This is a genomic window from Asticcacaulis sp. AC402 (assembly GCF_000495835.1).
Lineage (GTDB): Bacteria > Pseudomonadota > Alphaproteobacteria > Caulobacterales > Caulobacteraceae > Asticcacaulis.
Genome location: NZ_AWGC01000015.1, coordinates 129,366 through 144,511 on the forward strand (window position 1 = coordinate 129,366; position 15,146 = coordinate 144,511).

17 protein-coding genes and 1 tRNA gene are annotated in these 15,146 nt (G+C 58.8%); 14 read left to right on the forward strand and 4 right to left on the reverse strand.

Annotated elements, in window-relative coordinates; genetic code table 11:
* The first annotated feature begins 11 nt into the window (after positions 1–11).
* The 6 genes from ABAC402_RS39245 to ABAC402_RS40205 all read left to right on the forward strand — a co-directional run bounded on the left by ABAC402_RS39245 (position 12) and on the right by ABAC402_RS40205 (position 4,644).
* Positions 12–539, forward strand: a complete 528-nt coding sequence (locus tag ABAC402_RS39245) for a MerR family transcriptional regulator (RefSeq protein WP_023449502.1) — start codon at positions 12–14, stop codon at positions 537–539.
* A 312-nt stretch (positions 540–851) separates the two neighbouring features.
* Positions 852–928 (forward strand) — tRNA-Pro (locus ABAC402_RS30235).
* A gap of 1,532 nt (positions 929–2,460) precedes the next feature.
* On the forward strand, positions 2,461–3,072 hold the full coding sequence (locus tag ABAC402_RS30250) for a hypothetical protein (protein ID WP_155847369.1): 612 nt from the start codon (positions 2,461–2,463) through the stop codon (positions 3,070–3,072).
* A 69-nt stretch (positions 3,073–3,141) separates the two neighbouring features.
* A complete protein-coding gene (locus ABAC402_RS30255) occupies positions 3,142–4,002 on the forward strand; it encodes a hypothetical protein (RefSeq protein ID WP_023449507.1) in 861 nt (286 codons plus the stop codon).
* Between the two features lie 126 nt (positions 4,003–4,128).
* Complete coding sequence (locus ABAC402_RS0120120) at positions 4,129–4,404, forward strand: hypothetical protein (protein ID WP_023449508.1); 276 nt, start codon at positions 4,129–4,131, stop codon at positions 4,402–4,404.
* Positions 4,405–4,473: 69 nt separating this feature from the next.
* On the forward strand, positions 4,474–4,644 hold the full coding sequence (locus tag ABAC402_RS40205) for a hypothetical protein (RefSeq protein ID WP_023449509.1): 171 nt from the start codon (positions 4,474–4,476) through the stop codon (positions 4,642–4,644).
* Between the two features lie 22 nt (positions 4,645–4,666).
* Here the strand turns inward: ABAC402_RS40205 and ABAC402_RS30260 are convergent, their stop codons facing one another.
* The gene (locus tag ABAC402_RS30260; protein ID WP_023449510.1) at positions 4,667–4,903 is read right to left on the reverse strand and encodes a DUF2842 domain-containing protein; all 237 of its coding nucleotides are present in this window, start codon (positions 4,901–4,903) and stop codon (positions 4,667–4,669) included.
* 4 nt (positions 4,904–4,907) lie between these two features.
* Positions 4,908–5,165, reverse strand: a complete 258-nt coding sequence (locus tag ABAC402_RS30265) for a GlsB/YeaQ/YmgE family stress response membrane protein (protein WP_023449511.1) — start codon at positions 5,163–5,165, stop codon at positions 4,908–4,910.
* A gap of 153 nt (positions 5,166–5,318) precedes the next feature.
* Between ABAC402_RS30265 and ABAC402_RS30270 the strand changes: the two genes are divergently transcribed.
* Positions 5,319–6,371, forward strand: coding sequence for a COX15/CtaA family protein (locus tag ABAC402_RS30270; protein ID WP_031235566.1), 1,053 nt, complete (start codon positions 5,319–5,321; stop codon positions 6,369–6,371).
* Between the two features lie 252 nt (positions 6,372–6,623).
* Here ABAC402_RS30270 and ABAC402_RS30275 read toward each other — a convergent pair whose 3' ends face one another.
* Positions 6,624–8,051 (reverse strand): alkaline phosphatase PhoX, encoded by a 1,428-nt coding sequence (locus tag ABAC402_RS30275; RefSeq protein ID WP_023449513.1) that lies wholly within the window; start codon positions 8,049–8,051, stop codon positions 6,624–6,626.
* Positions 8,052–8,302: 251 nt separating this feature from the next.
* Between ABAC402_RS30275 and rplM the strand changes: the two genes are divergently transcribed.
* The 7 genes from rplM to ABAC402_RS30310 all read left to right on the forward strand — a co-directional run bounded on the left by rplM (position 8,303) and on the right by ABAC402_RS30310 (position 14,275).
* Complete coding sequence (gene rplM, locus ABAC402_RS30280) at positions 8,303–8,776, forward strand: 50S ribosomal protein L13 (protein ID WP_023449514.1); 474 nt, start codon at positions 8,303–8,305, stop codon at positions 8,774–8,776.
* A 2-nt stretch (positions 8,777–8,778) separates the two neighbouring features.
* On the forward strand, positions 8,779–9,255 hold the full coding sequence (rpsI, locus tag ABAC402_RS30285; protein WP_031235567.1) for a 30S ribosomal protein S9: 477 nt from the start codon (positions 8,779–8,781) through the stop codon (positions 9,253–9,255).
* A 144-nt stretch (positions 9,256–9,399) separates the two neighbouring features.
* Positions 9,400–10,338, forward strand: coding sequence for an N-acetyl-gamma-glutamyl-phosphate reductase (argC, locus tag ABAC402_RS30290; RefSeq protein WP_023449516.1), 939 nt, complete (start codon positions 9,400–9,402; stop codon positions 10,336–10,338).
* Positions 10,339–10,348: 10 nt separating this feature from the next.
* Entirely contained in the window at positions 10,349–10,612 is a 264-nt protein-coding gene (locus ABAC402_RS30295; protein WP_023449517.1) for a DUF1467 family protein, read from the forward strand.
* A gap of 324 nt (positions 10,613–10,936) precedes the next feature.
* Positions 10,937–12,256, forward strand: coding sequence for a proline--tRNA ligase (gene proS, locus ABAC402_RS30300; protein WP_023449518.1), 1,320 nt, complete (start codon positions 10,937–10,939; stop codon positions 12,254–12,256).
* The gene (locus tag ABAC402_RS30305; RefSeq protein WP_023449519.1) at positions 12,253–13,536 is read left to right on the forward strand and encodes a lipoprotein-releasing ABC transporter permease subunit; all 1,284 of its coding nucleotides are present in this window, start codon (positions 12,253–12,255) and stop codon (positions 13,534–13,536) included. The genes proS and ABAC402_RS30305 overlap by 4 nt, the downstream gene beginning before the upstream one ends.
* Positions 13,529–14,275 carry an ABC transporter ATP-binding protein gene (locus ABAC402_RS30310; protein ID WP_023449520.1) on the forward strand — a complete coding sequence of 249 codons (747 nt, stop codon included), beginning with the start codon at positions 13,529–13,531 and terminating at the stop codon, positions 14,273–14,275. Before ABAC402_RS30305 ends, ABAC402_RS30310 begins: the two co-directional genes overlap by 8 nt.
* A 154-nt stretch (positions 14,276–14,429) precedes the next feature.
* On the opposite strand, the gene ABAC402_RS30315 is transcribed toward ABAC402_RS30310, so the two are convergent.
* On the reverse strand, positions 14,430–14,882 hold the full coding sequence (locus tag ABAC402_RS30315) for a GNAT family N-acetyltransferase (protein ID WP_023449521.1): 453 nt from the start codon (positions 14,880–14,882) through the stop codon (positions 14,430–14,432).
* Positions 14,883–15,146: the final 264 nt, after the last annotated feature.

Consider the following 15,146-nt stretch of genomic DNA (forward strand, 5'->3'; position numbering starts at 1 on the left):
CAGGACGCGCAGTGACCAAAGGGCCTTTAGCCTTACGCACGATTTCCGAGACCGCCGACCAACTCGGCGTGCAGCAGCATGTGCTACGGTTTTGGGAAACCAAGTTTCCGTTCATTCGCCCGACCAAGCGGGCAGGTGGCCGCCGCTTCTATCGCCCCCAGGACATCGAACTGCTGCTGGGGGTGAAAACCCTGTTGTACGATCGCGGTTACACCATCCGCGGTGTCCAGAAGCTGTTCAAGGATGAAGGCCAGAAGGCCATCCTGTCGCCCGGCAGTGAAGGCGCCAAGGCCTATGTTACCGAGGCGGGCTCAGTGCCGGAAGAACGGATGCCAGCGGATGCGGGAGCCCCACCAGCCCGCGTCTCTATGTTCGATTTCGCTCAGGATCTTGACGGCTTGCAAGCCAGGATGCTGTCGGCGGAAACGCGTGACCGCTTCCTTAACATCGCCAAGGCGCTGGAAGAGGCGCAGGAGCATCTGGGCCGGCATATCGGCCGCACCGGCGGCCGCGGCCAGCCGCGCGGCAAGTTTTCCTGAAAGCCGCACACATTGTAGAACCGATCGACCTTTTGAGTGGCTGCGTTATTGTACTTTCGGGTCTATCCTGAACGACTTGGATGAAAAACAATATGTTTCGCGCGACGCGGCGAAGGCGCGAAAGTCACGCCATTGTTGTGTTTATGCAGTGTTCGGGCGATGATGCTGGCGCGGTGTTTTCGGACTTTTTTGACAGCGATTGCGGAGCGAGCGTTTTCTCGAACTTTATCTGAATAATTCTGACACGGGGATTGCCGCCAAGAATTTTCGTCTCTATAAGCCGCGTCTCTTCACATTGAATGTGAAGTTTGACGGAGCGTGGCGCAGCCTGGTAGCGCACTTGACTGGGGGTCAAGGGGTCGCAGGTTCGAATCCTGTCGCTCCGACCAAATAAGCAAAAAGACCGGAGAGTCTGTCTCCGGTCTTTTCTTTGGTATTTTTTCCATGCCGCTTTTCGTGCTTCCGCCTGCGTGCCAGCGATGTCCTGACTCTATAGCAGGATGTGTTCTGATGGAATCAAAGGCGCTGCTCTGGCTATTTGTTCTGCCGCAAAGTTTGATCAAACACGGGGCCGGTCCTGCGGCGCTGCGCACTGCATCGGGTCGCATGCTCGATTTTGGCTAACCCGCGAAATCCTTGACACACCGCGCGTTGGCAAGCGCGCCAGCGTACGTTTTTGGGCGCCCGACCTTGTGCGAGGAGCTATGGGGGGCTAGAGCGCAATCCGATAAAGTGTTAAGCACTTTTCGGATAAATTGCGCGACAAAACAAAAACTTAGAGCAGCGTTTTGATTCCATAAAAACGCATACCGTTCTGGCGCAACGACACTGCGTGGGAGCCCCGTTTTAAAGCCATTTGGCCGAAGCCATTATTGATTCACGGATTTTGCCCGGCTAAAACATCACACCGCGATGAGCCAGGAAGGGCTTTAGCCTCCAATGACCCCGGAATTCACGCCCGTCACTCCCCCCCGTTGTTTGGAGTCTTTTGCATACCAGCAGGTTTTCGCCGGTGTAGTGGACGACGTATTCATTCTCGCTTACGCCTTATCGTGCCCGTGCGGGCGTTCGTTTTTTTCCGGTGGCATTTTATGTCGGGGTGACGCTGAGACGGGTGTTGTTCTCGTGTGTCGCGTTTGTCGCGCAGCCCACCGACTGTTCGATGTGACTGTCGATGGATGCGATGGCGAATGGGGCAGCCGTACTTTCCTTCGGGACCTGCCCGTTGAGGTGCGACCGCTGGGGGACAAGACGGGAGAGATAAGGTTTTCTCGCGTCGTCGCCGTCTTCACCTTCAGCGTACCTTGGCGGGAACTGAGTGAAATTGCCCGGTCATACAACAAACCTTGGGCCCAATTCTTCGATTGGTTTACTGTGTTCGATGGCGACTTCGCCGCCTTTCGCGACACCGATGGTTTGTGGGCTTGTGAATGCGCATGACTCAAACCACGCTTCTTCAGTCACACTATTCCATCGGCTACAGGCCCTAGACCGGGATGAGTTTTGATGGAATCAAAATCTCGCTCTAAGTTTTTTTTGTCGCGCAATTTTCCGAAAACGGGAGCGCCCGTGCGGGTGCCACCCACTTTATCGGATTGCGCTATAAGCTCGGGTCTATGTTCGCATGCAAAGTTAGCGTTTTGGCAGCCGTGTCTGCATTTTCAGCCTCACTGTCGTCAGGGTGCGGTGCTTCAGGGCGGTGAGACAGCAACATAACGCTGTCGCCATCACGCGTTCGGGGAATTCGGTTTCAAGATGATCCAGGTCAATCTTGCCGTAGCTATCAATATCCGCTCAATCTGTGTCTGCCCTGGCCACGGTTTCGAGATTGTCGGCGCGTTGCCAAGGGCAAATCACTATAAATGCGAGCACTATGTCGAAGCCTGTGCTATGTTTTGACTCTGTGACGGGGAGAGGAAAGATGCGGACGATTCTGGCGAAACTGTGCACTGCGCTGCTCGTGGCAGCCGCATCTCCCGGAGCGGTCTTGGCCGCGGACTTGCCGGTTGCACCGCCGTCACCCATGATGCGCTCGGGCGCGGACGCGCCTAACATCGTTCCCTTCGCCCAGACATTCTCGCTTGGCACCTTGAGCCTCGGGTTTGAGAGCGTGACCCTGAAGGACATGCGCGCCAAGTTGGGCAGCGGCATAATCGACAGTCTGGGCGATGGCGGTGAGCGCATCGAATGGCTGTGCTACGACCTGCCGGGTGCCCGTCTGTGGCTCACCGAAGAACTGTCGGAAATCAGCGAAGTGACAATGATGAAGCGCTCGAAGGCGGCGCCGGTGTCATCTCACTGTCCGGCACTGCCTGCCAAATTTCACTCGGTCAAGGTCGATGGATATCTGACCCTTGGGACCAGCCGGGCCGACCTGATCCAGCGACTGGGCCAGCCGGCCAGGCAAGCCGGAGACTGGTTAACGTTCCATCGCACGTCCTCGACCAAGGGGGATGAATACAACGAACTGGTCATCCGTCTCGACAACGGAAAGGTCGCAGCGCTCTGGGCAAAGAGGCTGACCACCTATTGAACGTCACGAAACCATCACGCAACTGTCGTATAATGCGACCTGGGAGAGCCATAAGCAAAAGGAGACTGAATGAAGACTGACGTGGCCCTGTGGCAGGCCCTAAATGCGTACAATATCGACGCCGCCAACACGGTGTTGCCCTTCAGCCGCCGATTGGCCCGGGACCAAGGTTGGTCCTACGGCTACGCCCAGGCAACGGTTGAGGAATACAAGAGGTATATCTACCTCGTCTGCATTTCCGGCACGGTGCTGACGCCCTCGGAAGATGTCGACCAAGCGTGGCACCTGCACCTGATCTATACGCGAGACTACTGGGACCGCTTCTGCGATCGCACCCTGGGGCGAAGGATCCACCATAGCCCGACCGAAGGTGGCGTTACTGAGGATAGCAGGTATCTCGATGCCTACCGGCGAACCCTCGAACTCTACGAAAGCGAGTTTGGCACGCCGCCACCCATCAGTATCTGGCCCAGTCCGGCGCTACGGTTCCAATCCAATCCTGGCACATTAAATGTCATCCGCCTGCCGAAACGGCAGGTTTTTTTATGCCTGGCGTCTGGATCGGCACTGATGCTGGCGGGTTGCGCCGCCAAGCTGGCGGCGGCGGCTGATACGGTTCTGGCCTGGACCGGGTTCGTTGCCATGGCCGCGATACTGGTCATGTTGAACCTCAAACGCCTGATTGCCAAAGGGCTGGCCGGGTTCCTGCTGATGGCCTTGCCGATCGTCGGCGTCATGACTTGGCTGCTGGGCGACTTTGCCCACGACCAGACAAGGGGGCAATTGCCTATAGATTACAGCCGCGCCCTGATGGCCACCGTCTTTCTGGGCCTGTGGATATTGCTTTACCTGGCACCCCCAGGTAACGGCGGAAGTTCAGGCTGCGGCAGCGAGAGTTCCGGTTGCGGTGGCGGCTGTGGCGGAGATTGAAACACGAGCGCGCAATCCGATAAAGTGTGCAGCACTTTTCGGAAAAATTGCGCGACAAAACAAAGACGTAGAGCGGGGTTTTGATTCCATCAAAACACATCCCCAACAATCAAAGGAGAGAGTTCCATGTCCATCATTACCATTGTAGTTTTGATCCTTGCCGCCCTTGTGGCCATTGTTCTGGCGGTTGTGATGATCGCCGGCTCTGCTGGCCGGCGCAGACCCGGTGCAAAGACCGATGACGGTTCTGCTGGTCTTATGCCCTTGTGGTTCGTCGGCACACAGACGGGCGAAGACAATAGCGGCGGCGGCGGCAGCTCCGGCGACAGCAGCAGTTCCAGCGACAGCAGCAGTTCCGGCGGAGATGGCGGCGGCGGCGGCGGTGGTGGTGGCGGGGATTAGTTTCGTATTGAGATCAGATTTTTTGATCCCTAAACCCGAAGCGGTTTCATAGTCGTAAGGAGCGGATCGATGATCAACGTATTGCAACAAATCTGGTTTCCCATCACCGCCATGCTGACGGTACTGGTGTTGGTGCTTTTCGCCTTGAACCACCGTTCGCGCCAGCGCCGGCGGGCTGCTGTGCACAGCCAGCCCATCGTCGTGGCGCCTGTGGAAACCCGGCGCGATGAAGACCGGTAGGGCAGCGTAGCGCGCGCAAGACCTACTTCTTGTTGTTGCGTTTGTAGTTTTCGGACCAGGCTATCAACGGAATCAGCGGCACACCCCACAAGGTTCCGGCCAGCGCATAGAAGACCAATGCTGTCATCGGTCCACCGCGGATAAGCTGGCCCAAGGATGCCACCAGCCACACGTAGACGAACAGGAAGATAATGATGGCGCCACAGGTAATGGCTCGCCGCTGTGGCAAGGTGAGGCGTGGCTTCTGATCGTCGGACATGGGTTTAGTGCTTTTCGGTCAGCCGGGTCAGGTGGAAGAGGGCCAGCAGCACGGTGCTGCCGACCAGCGAGACCAGCAGAATCGACATGAAGCGGTCATCCAGCATGTTCGCCGTCTGGACGAAGAAGTTCAACAGCACGGCTCCGAAAATACCGACGAACAGGTTTATCGGAAAGCTGAAGCGCGACTTGCTCATCGCATTGGCGATCCAGCCGACGACAAAGCCGGCTAATGTTGCCAGGACGTAGTTCTCTGCTGTCATGGAGCCTATTTCTTTTCGTGCGCCGCTTGAAATCGATGTGCCGGTGTGGGCAAATTGGGTCTGCCGTTCCCAGCCTTGTTACCGCCTTATGGCGCCCGCGGCAAGGCGTGGCGCGGCGCTGACGTAAAAAGTAAGAGTGAGAGACAAGGTGATATGGCGCGACTTCCTTTAAGGTCTCCCCTGGTGGCGGCATGGCTGTTCGCGGCGGCCTTCCTAATCGTTGTCCTGATCGGGGTCGGTGGCGCGACGCGCCTGACCGAGTCGGGCCTGTCGATTACGGAATGGGAACCGATCCACGGCATCATTCCACCGACCAATGCCGGCGAGTGGGAGCAGGAATTCGCCGAATACAAACAGATTCCGCAGTTCAAACAGCTCAACCCGAAGATGACCCTGGCGGAGTTCAAAGGCATTTATTGGTGGGAGTGGAGCCACCGCGTCCTGGCTCGCGTCCTGGGCCTGGTATATACCTTGGGCTTCGCTGCCCTTCTCTTGCTCAAAGAGGTGCCGTCGCGACTGATCTGGCGTTGCGCCGCCTTGGTGGCCTTGGTGTGGCTCCAGGGCCTGATCGGCTGGCTGATGGTGCGAAGTGGGCTCGAATTCCGCGTTTCGGTGGCGCCGGAAATGTTGATGGTACACTTGGGCATGGCCTTGCTGATTCTGATGGGAACGGTTTGGACGGGCCTTGAAGCCGGGGAGGGCCAGATGCGTGGCCGCGGCGCCCCCTTGAATTGGCGCGGCCGGGCCGGCGGGCTTCTCGGTCTGGTCCTGCTGCAATGCCTGCTGGGCGCTCTGGTGGCGGGCAATCGTGCGGGTCTGGTCTATACCGACTTTCCGCTGATGAACGGTGAAATCCTGCCGCCGGTCGCATGGGCCAAGGGGATCGGCTACAGCTTCTTCCACGACCAGGGCCTGGTACAGTTCATGCATCGTTTGACGGGCATGATACTGGGCATTTATGCGGTCTACTTTGTCGTTCGGCTGCATATGAAGGCGAATGATGACGCCTTGAAGTCGTTTGGCACGGTGACAACGGTCCTGATATGGTCTCAGGCGGCTTTGGGCGTGGCCACGCTATGGACTGTGGTCAATGTCTGGCTGGCTCTGTCACACCAACTCCTGGCGGTCATCGTCGTGATCGTGACGACCGTCCTGACCTGGCGGGTTTTCCGCGCTGATCGGGTGTTCCGGAGCACCGGGTTCTAACACCAATCCACGATGACCTTGACTCATCGTGGATTGGCAAGGGCGCCAAAGAACGCTTCTTGGCCGCCCGAGCTTACGCGAGGAGCCATGGGGGGCGCCTAGTCCGGCGCTTGAGCTGAAAAAATGCGAATACCAAGCGTCATTCTTTATGAGGCTTGGTATAGAGCACATTCCGATAAAGTGGCGTCCACCCTATCGGATTACGCTCCAGTCACGCAGTCTCGCAGGCCGGTGAAAAGGTAAAGTATCAGGCTATGCCAGGACGGGCTGGTCGCTGAATTGCCCCCACGGGCCGGTGATGGCGACCGTGAAGCCCGGGTTCTGGATATTGGCGAACAGGGTCGATCCGTCCGGCGAGAAGGTTACGCCGGCCCATTCCGAGTCATTGCTGACATTGGCCGCAAACGTCGCCAGCCTGCCCTGCGGTGTCACGATACGCAGGTGGTTGACGAGGATGTCCGAGTAACGGTCCTCGCAGAGATAGAGGTGGCCCCAAGGGGCCGTCGTCAGGTTGTCGGCATAGTCGAGCTTTCGCAGATCGCCGGATTCGATAAACAGTTCCAGCCGGCCGGGCTGGGCTTTTTCATCGGTCGCGCCTTCATAGGGGCTCGGCACATAGCGCATGATCTGGCCGTATTCTTTACGTCCGCCAGAGGTGCAGGCAAAGAACAGTTCGCCATTGCCCCAGTGAATGCCTTCGCCGCGCGCGAAGATGGCGGCGCCTTTCTTGCGGGCTTGCAGGCGCAGGGAATCGTCGGGGCTTTCCGGATCGGTAAGATCGACCCAGCCGACCTTGAAACTGTCGCCTACATTCCACAGCGCTGTCTTGAAGTTGCTGGTGTCAGCACCCGGTGCGTCAAGGATCATCAGGGCCTGGAGCTTGCCGCCGGAGTGCAGATAACGCGTGTCGTTCGGGAGAAAACGGTACAGCACGCCGTCGCCCGTGTCTTCGGTCATATAGACCACGCCGGTGCGAGGATCGATTGCGGCGGCTTCCCGCTTGAACCGGCCCATGGCCTTGATCGGGATTGGCGCAGCCAGGCCTTTATAGCCGGACGGGATTTCGAAGATATAACCGTGCTCTTTGCGCACGCCCATACCCGGCCTGGCGGTGCTTTCTTCGCAGGTCAGCCACGAACCCCACGGTGTCAGGCCGCCGGCGCAGTTGGTGGTCGTCCCGGTCAGCGACAGAAAGTGCTGCTCCAGCTGCTGAGTGCGGAGATTGTAGATCAGGGTCGTCGTCCCGCCGCACAGCGGGAAACCGTCATCGGCAAAGTCGTAGACGCGGGCCTTGTCCAGCTTCTTGATGCGTTCCGCCTTGGGCCCCAGCGGCCCGGAGTCGCGGTCCTTGAACCCGATTTCATGGTTACGCACCAAAACAACCTTGTCCGGGCTGGTGTGGGGGAAGGCCGCCATGCCGTCGTGACTGCCAGGCACGACGAAGCCATCGTCCATGTCATCGCCGGTGCGCGAGACGATCTTGTAGGAAAAGCCCTTGGGCAGGTTGATCAGGCGGGCCGGATCGTCGATAAGCGGGCCATAGGCTTCCACTTCGTTAAGGTAGCCCGGGTCCGCTGCCGGGACCACGCGTTCTGCTCTGGCCCGTGTGCCAAGTCCGGCAAAGGCCAGGGATGTAGCAGCGGCGGCGCTGCCGATCAGGGTGCGGCGGGACAGGGACATGTGGACAACTCCGGGAACGCGATGGACCTGAAACGGTTCAATGCCTTAGTTCCGCCAGGTGTAAAAGCGAAATATTTGCGACAGAATAGAGCGGTAATAAAATACCATTGACAAAATTCTCAATAAAAACAAATAGATTTGGCGGAATTTCCGAAAAATAGCGCATTGACAGAACCGGGGGCCTCCTGTAAACGCAGCCCACCTTAAATCGTGCCGGCCTTATCTGGCGCGCAATCACAGGACTACACCTTATGTTGACTTCGACCACCGCGGCGCTGAAGCCCGCCGATGTCGAGAAGAAGTGGATCGTGATCGATGCCGAGGACGCCGTTGTCGGCCGTCTGGCCGCGTTCATTGCCATGCGTCTTCGCGGCAAGCACCTGCCGACCTATACCCCGAACGTTGATTCCGGCGACAATATCATCGTCATAAATGCCGAGAAGGTCCACCTCACCGGCAAGAAGCATAACGAGATTTTTTACTGGCACACTGGCCACCCGGGCGGCGTAAAGCAACGTACCTTGGGTCAGCTGCTGTCGGGCAAGTACCCGGAGCGCGTCCTGACCAAGGCCGTTGAGCGCATGTTGCCCAAGGAAAGCCCTTTGGCACGCAAGCAAATGACCCAGCTGCGCATCTATGCCGGCAACACCCATCCCCATGAAGCCCAGAGCCCGGAAGTCGTCGACTTCAAGGCCCTGAGTCGCAAGAACGTCCGGAGCGCTTAAGAATGGCTGAGAACCAAGGTATGGAAGCGCTTGCCGCTTTGTCGCCGACCGCCGCTGATGCGCCTGTTGAACGCACGCAACAGCTCGACAAATATGGCCGCGCATATGCCACCGGCAAGCGTAAGAACGCCATTGCTCGGGTCTGGATCAAGCCGGGTTCCGGCAAATGGATCATCAACGATCGCGAGCAGGAAGTCTATTTCGCCCGTCCGGTGCTGCGCATGATGATCGCCCAGCCGCTGAACCTGACCGAACGTGCGACCCAGTTCGACGTTATGGTTTCGGTTCAGGGTTCGGGCCTGTCCGGCCAGGCCGGCGCTATCCGTCACGGCCTGTCCAAGGCCCTGACCTACTTCGAACCGGGCCTTCGCCCGGCTCTCAAGGCCGCCGGCTTCCTGACGCGCGACTCGCGCGTCGTCGAACGCAAGAAGTACGGTCGGGCCAAGGCTCGCCGTTCCTTCCAGTTCTCGAAGCGTTAATCGCACGGGTTCACACCTCATGCAGAAAGCGCTTCGGGCAACCGAAGCGCTTTTTTCTTGTCCGTATGGACCGTGTGGTCAGTGGTGATAAAATTTTGTCACGGACCACGCGGACACACGGAATTTCGATCAGGAGTTGCCATAATGTCCAAGACAGTCTTCATCGACGGCGAAGCCGGGACCACCGGATTGCAGATACGAGAGCGGTTGGAAGGCCGTACGGATATCGAGCTGATCCGCCTGGCCGACGATCAACGCAAGGACCTGGACGCGCGCCGCGATGCGCTGAACAACGCCGACATTGTTATCCTCTGCCTGCCTGACGACGCGGCCAAGGAAGCCGTCGCCCTGATCGACAACCCCGATACGGCCGTGATAGATGCCTCGACCGCCCACCGCGTTGCCGACGGCTGGACCTATGGCTTTGCCGAAATGGCCGAGGAACAACGCGAAGCCATCCGACACGCCAAGCGTATCAGCAATCCGGGCTGCTACGCTACGGGCTTTATTGCTCTGGTACGGCCACTCACCGATGTCGGCATCATCCCGCCGTTCTGGCCAGCCTACTGCAACGCGGTGTCCGGCTATTCCGGTGGCGGCAAGTCGATGATCGCGGAGTTCGAACAGGGCGGCACGAAGGACAGCTATCGCATCTACAAGACCGATCTGAGCCATAAGCACCTGCCGGAAATGACCCTGTTCGGTGGGCTGGAATCGCCGCCACTGTTTACCCCAGGGGTCGGCCGCTACGCCCAGGGCATGATCGTCGAGGTCCCGCTTCAGTTGTGGGCCTTGCCGGACGAACCGAGCGTCGAGCAGCTTCACGAGGTGCTGAGCGCCGCCTACGAGGACGAACGCTTTGTCACCGTGGTACCGTTGGAGGACTCCCAGGCGATCCGGCATCTCCAGCCGGAAATGCTGAACGGCACCAACCAACTTCGCATTCACGTCTTTGGTGATGAGGCCGGCCAGCAGGCGCGCCTGGTCGCCGTGCTCGACAATCTTGGCAAGGGAGCGTCGGGTGCTGCTGTACAAAACCTCAATCTGGTATTAGGCATGGATGAGGACTTGGGCCTCAATTGAAGGACTTTGAATGTTCACCGCGATCCTGACCTGGCTGGCCTTTTACATCATGATCTGGTGGATCACCTTGTTCGTGGTCCTGCCGATCGGCGGTAACCCCAGCCAGCACGAAGCAGGTGTCGAGGTTATCAAGGGCAATGATCCGGGCGCTCCGGTCAATCCGCGCCTTTGGCAGAAGGTCAAGTTGAACTCCATTGTGGCTGCCGTCGTCTGGGTGGTCGTTCTGCTCGGCAGCCTGCTCTTCCGCGTTCAGTTGCCGGCCATAGTCAATTAGAGCGCAGCCCGAGAAAGGGTGCAGCACTTTTCGGAAAAACTGCGCGACAAAACAAAAACTTAGAGCGGAGTTTTGATTCCACCGAAACACATCCCGCTAACGCTGTTTCTCATAAAGCCTTACGCGTGGCATGGTCATTTGCGATTAGCAAATGAGACGGTTGGGGATTTGGCCCGTCGAAGCTTCCAACGACCCGTACTGAGAAATTCCCCTTCCGATCTCATACCGCCGTCATGACACGCTGCCGCCGCAATTTTGTCTTTGCTAAGCCGGACGCATCTCTCTAGGTTGCGGCCACTTCAAACAGCTACGGATTCCCTGACCATGCGCCTGTCGCGCTTCTTTCTGCCGCTCCTCAAGGAAAACCCCGCCGAGGCACAGATCGTCTCGCACCGCCTGATGCTGCGCACCGGCATGATCCGACAGCAGGCCGCCGGCATTTATGCCTGGCTGCCGCTGGGCTTGAAGGTCCTGCGCAAGGTGGAACGCATCGTTGAGGAAGAAATGGCGCGCGCCGGCTCGATCCAGCTTCTGATGCCGACCCTGCAACTGGCCGACCTGTGGCGTGAATCCGGCCGTTACGAGGACTACGGCCAGGAGATGTTGCGTATCAAGGACCGTCACGACCGCGACCTGCTGTACGGCCCCACGGCCGAAGAAGCCGTAACCGAGGTCTTCCGGGCCAGCGTTAAGTCGTACAAGGACCTGCCCCTCAACCTGTACCAGATCTCATGGAAGTTCCGCGACGAGCAGCGTCCACGCTTTGGCGTCATGCGCGGCCGGGAATTCCTGATGAAGGACGCCTATTCCTTCGATGTCGACGAAGCGTCGGCGCGCAAGGCCTATAACCGGATGTTTGTCGCCTATCTCAACACCTTCTCGCGCATGGGCCTTAAGGCCGTGCCAATGCGCGCCGATACTGGCCCGATCGGCGGTGACCTCAGCCACGAATTCATTATCCTGGCTGATACCGGCGAAAGCGCCGTCTTCTGCCACAAGGATCTGGTCGATATGCCGCCCCCCGGTAACGATGTCGACTGGAACGACCTGCAAGGTGTGGTCGACCAACGGACCGCGCTTTATGCCGCCACCGAGGAAATGCACGACGAAGCCGCCTTCGGTGAAGTCCCCGAGGACAAGAAGCTGTCCGCGCGCGGTATCGAGGTCGGCCATATCTTCTATTTCGGCGAGAAATACTCCAAGCCGATGAAAGCCACGGTCAATGGCCCCGACGGCGAAGTCACCGTCCACATGGGCTCGTACGGCGTTGGCGTCTCGCGCCTGTTGGGTGCCATCATCGAAGCGTCGCACGACGAAGCCGGCATCATCTGGCCGGAGAGTGTCGCGCCCTTTGATGTTGCCCTGATCAACCTGCGGTCCGGCGATGCCGATTGCGACGCTGCCTGCGACCAGGCCTATGCGGCGCTGACGGCGGCCGGCCGTGACGTGCTGTATCACGACACCGACGAGCGCCCCGGCGCCAAGTTCGCCTCCATGGACCTGATCGGTATCCCCTGGCAGCTCATCATAGGGCCCAAGGGCCTGGCTGAAGGTAACGCCGAACTCAAGAACCGCGCGACCGGCGAGCGCCAGACAGCGCCGTTCGACGATGTCCTGGCACAATTGACCAAGAGTAAAGCATGAACCTGCTGTCGCTGTTGCGCTTTCGGGCGTGGGAATTCGACCTGTCGTTGAAGTACCTGCGCACCAAGCGCAAGGACGGTGGCATTGCTGTCATCGCGATCATTTCCTTTGTTGGGATCGCTCTGGCAGTGACGGCGTTAATCAGCGTTTTGTCGATCATGAACGGCTTCCGCGAAGAGCTGATGAGTCGCGTCCTGGCTTTCGGTGGACACGGCTATGTCTATGGTCGCGCCATCGACGATTTCGCCCATCGCGACGATATGGTGGCGCGGCTGAAAAATGTGCCGGGTGTGATCAGTGCCTCTCCGTTTATCGATTCCCCTGGCCTGATTCAGACGGGCGCCGGCCGCACCGGCGGCGGCATCATGCGCGGCGTGGTGCCGGAAGATCTGAAAAAAACTCCCATTATTGCTGATACAATTGCCCCCGGCGGCTCGATGGAGCAGTTCGGAATCGGCGATTACGGAGGCGATGTCGTGCTCATGGGCGACGGCCTGGCGCGGCAGATCAATGCCATTCCGGGCGACGAGGTAACCCTGATCTCGCCGGGACGCTCGACCTCTTTCGGAGCTGCGCCACTGCGCAAGACCTATATCGTCGGCGGCCTGTTCCATAGCGGAGTCAGCCAGATTGACCAGTCTTTTGTCTATATGCCAATTCAGCAGGCCCAGTTGTTCTTCGATCGTGAGGACGAATGGGATGCGCTCGAAATCAGGGTCGACAAACCCTACGAGGTCCAGGAATACCGCGACGCCATCGTAAAGGCGGTCGGCGAGGGTGGTTTGTTCGAAGACTGGACGATCCAAAACGCCGCAACCTGGAGCGCGCTGAAGATTGAACGCGCCGCCATGCGCTTTATCCTGTTCTTTATCGTCATCATCGCAACCATGAATATCATTTCCGGCGTTGTCATGCTGGTGAAGAACAAGGCGCGCGACGTCGCTATCCTTCGCACTATGGGAGCAGGGAGGGCGTCTATCACCCGGGTCTTCTTCCTGACCGGTGTGATGATCGGCGCTGCCGGCACGGCAACCGGTCTGCTGCTGGGCGTGCTGTTCTGCACATTTATCCGCCAAATCCAATTGGCTCTCGAAGCGGTTTTCAACGTCAAGGTTTTCGATTCCAGCGTCTATTACCTCGACTATGTTCCGGCCAAGATGGAACTGTCGGAAGTGATCTTCGTTGCGGTGGCCTCGCTGCTGGCGTCCTGTCTGTCGACTTTGTTCCCGGCCCTGTGGGCGTCCAAGCTCGAACCGGTGGAGGCTTTGCGCTATGAGTAAGCCTGTTCTCAACCTGAAAGGCCTGCACCGCGACTACGACATCGGCGACGGTCGCAAACTGGCGGTTCTGAAGGGGGTTGACCTGGAGGTTATGCCCGGCGAACTGGTAGGCCTGATCGGGCCGTCGGGCTCGGGCAAGTCGTCCCTGCTGCACGCCATCGGCCTGCTTGAAGCCATTTCGGACGAATCGAAAAAAGACAAAAAGACCGCAAAGTCTGCGCAAACGACTGCTGCAGAACTGCTGATTGACGGCGGTGATTTCACCCGGGCCGACGATGACGCCCGCACCCGGACACGTCTGCACAAGATCGGCTTCGTGTATCAGTTCCACCACCTGCTCCCGGAATATACAGCGCTGGGCAATGTCGCGGTGCCGCAACGCATCCTGGGGCGACCGGCCAAGGAGGCGGAAGCGCGGGCTCGGGAGTTGCTGACGGCGCTTGGCCTGGCCGAACGGCTGGACCATCTGCCGTCGCAGCTGTCGGGTGGAGAACAGCAGCGTGTGGCCGTGGCGCGTGCCCTAGCCAACCGGCCTTGCCTGCTGCTGGCGGACGAACCGACGGGCAATCTCGACCCGGCGACATCGCAGCAGGTGTTCGAAGCGCTGAAAACGATCATCAAGGCCCAGGGGGTGGGGGCAGTGATTGCGACTCATAACTTGCATTTGGCAACCCATATGGACCGTGTCGTCCGCCTCGAAGACGGCAAGCTGGTCGAAGTCGCCCCGGAAGCCGTCTGATGCACCTGACTTATCCTCCACCGCACGCGGGGGAGGTGTCGAGCAAGGGAGCCTTCTTAGGCGACCGCGTCGAGACGGAGGGGGAGCCGGGAGCTCCTAACTTTCCTAGAGAGACGCTGCCTATCTTTGGAGATATACGGTAGGAACGATCGCTCTATCCAGCCCGTGGAGGCAGCCTTCGAATTTGAAAGCCGGTCTTGTTCTGTTCAAAACCGGCGTCCTGATAAAACTTCAGGACCTCCGGCCGCTTCGAACCTGTCAGCAGCATGACCTTATAGCAGCCGGCATGCCATGCCGCCTCCGTCGCGTGCTTGAGGACAGCCTTGCCATATCCCCTGCTGCGAAACCTCGCGTCGGTCACGACGTTTTCGATCAGGGCATAGGGTGCCGCACCGCGCGTGAGATTTGGGATCACGACAAGCGTACAACTCGCGACGATTGCCTCACCCAAACATCCAACGAGAATAGTACTGCCTGGATAAAGCTTCAGCAGCTCCAGATTTCTCAAGCCGTCCTCAACCGTCGTTTCCTTATCGGCGGGATCAAGATGGCGGTACAGGTTCAGCAGGTCTGCTATATCTTCGCGGTCGGCAGATCGAATTTTCATGTCGTACCCCGCCGCGCAGCAGCATTCAATAGTAAGATCTTTGAAACCGCGAATGAACGCGAATAAGCGCGAATAGAGAGCGCAAAGGCGCTAAGGCATGGATTGACAGGCCGCGGCCGGGCAGGCACGTCCTGAAATTCGCTTTTATTCGCGTTCATTCCCGGTTTCAACCTCTTTGGGGAGGGAAGGCCGCTGCGCGGCGTCAGAAAGACCGCAAACCCCGGCAGCTTGTTCCCCTAGGCACACGCCACCCTGTGAATAAAA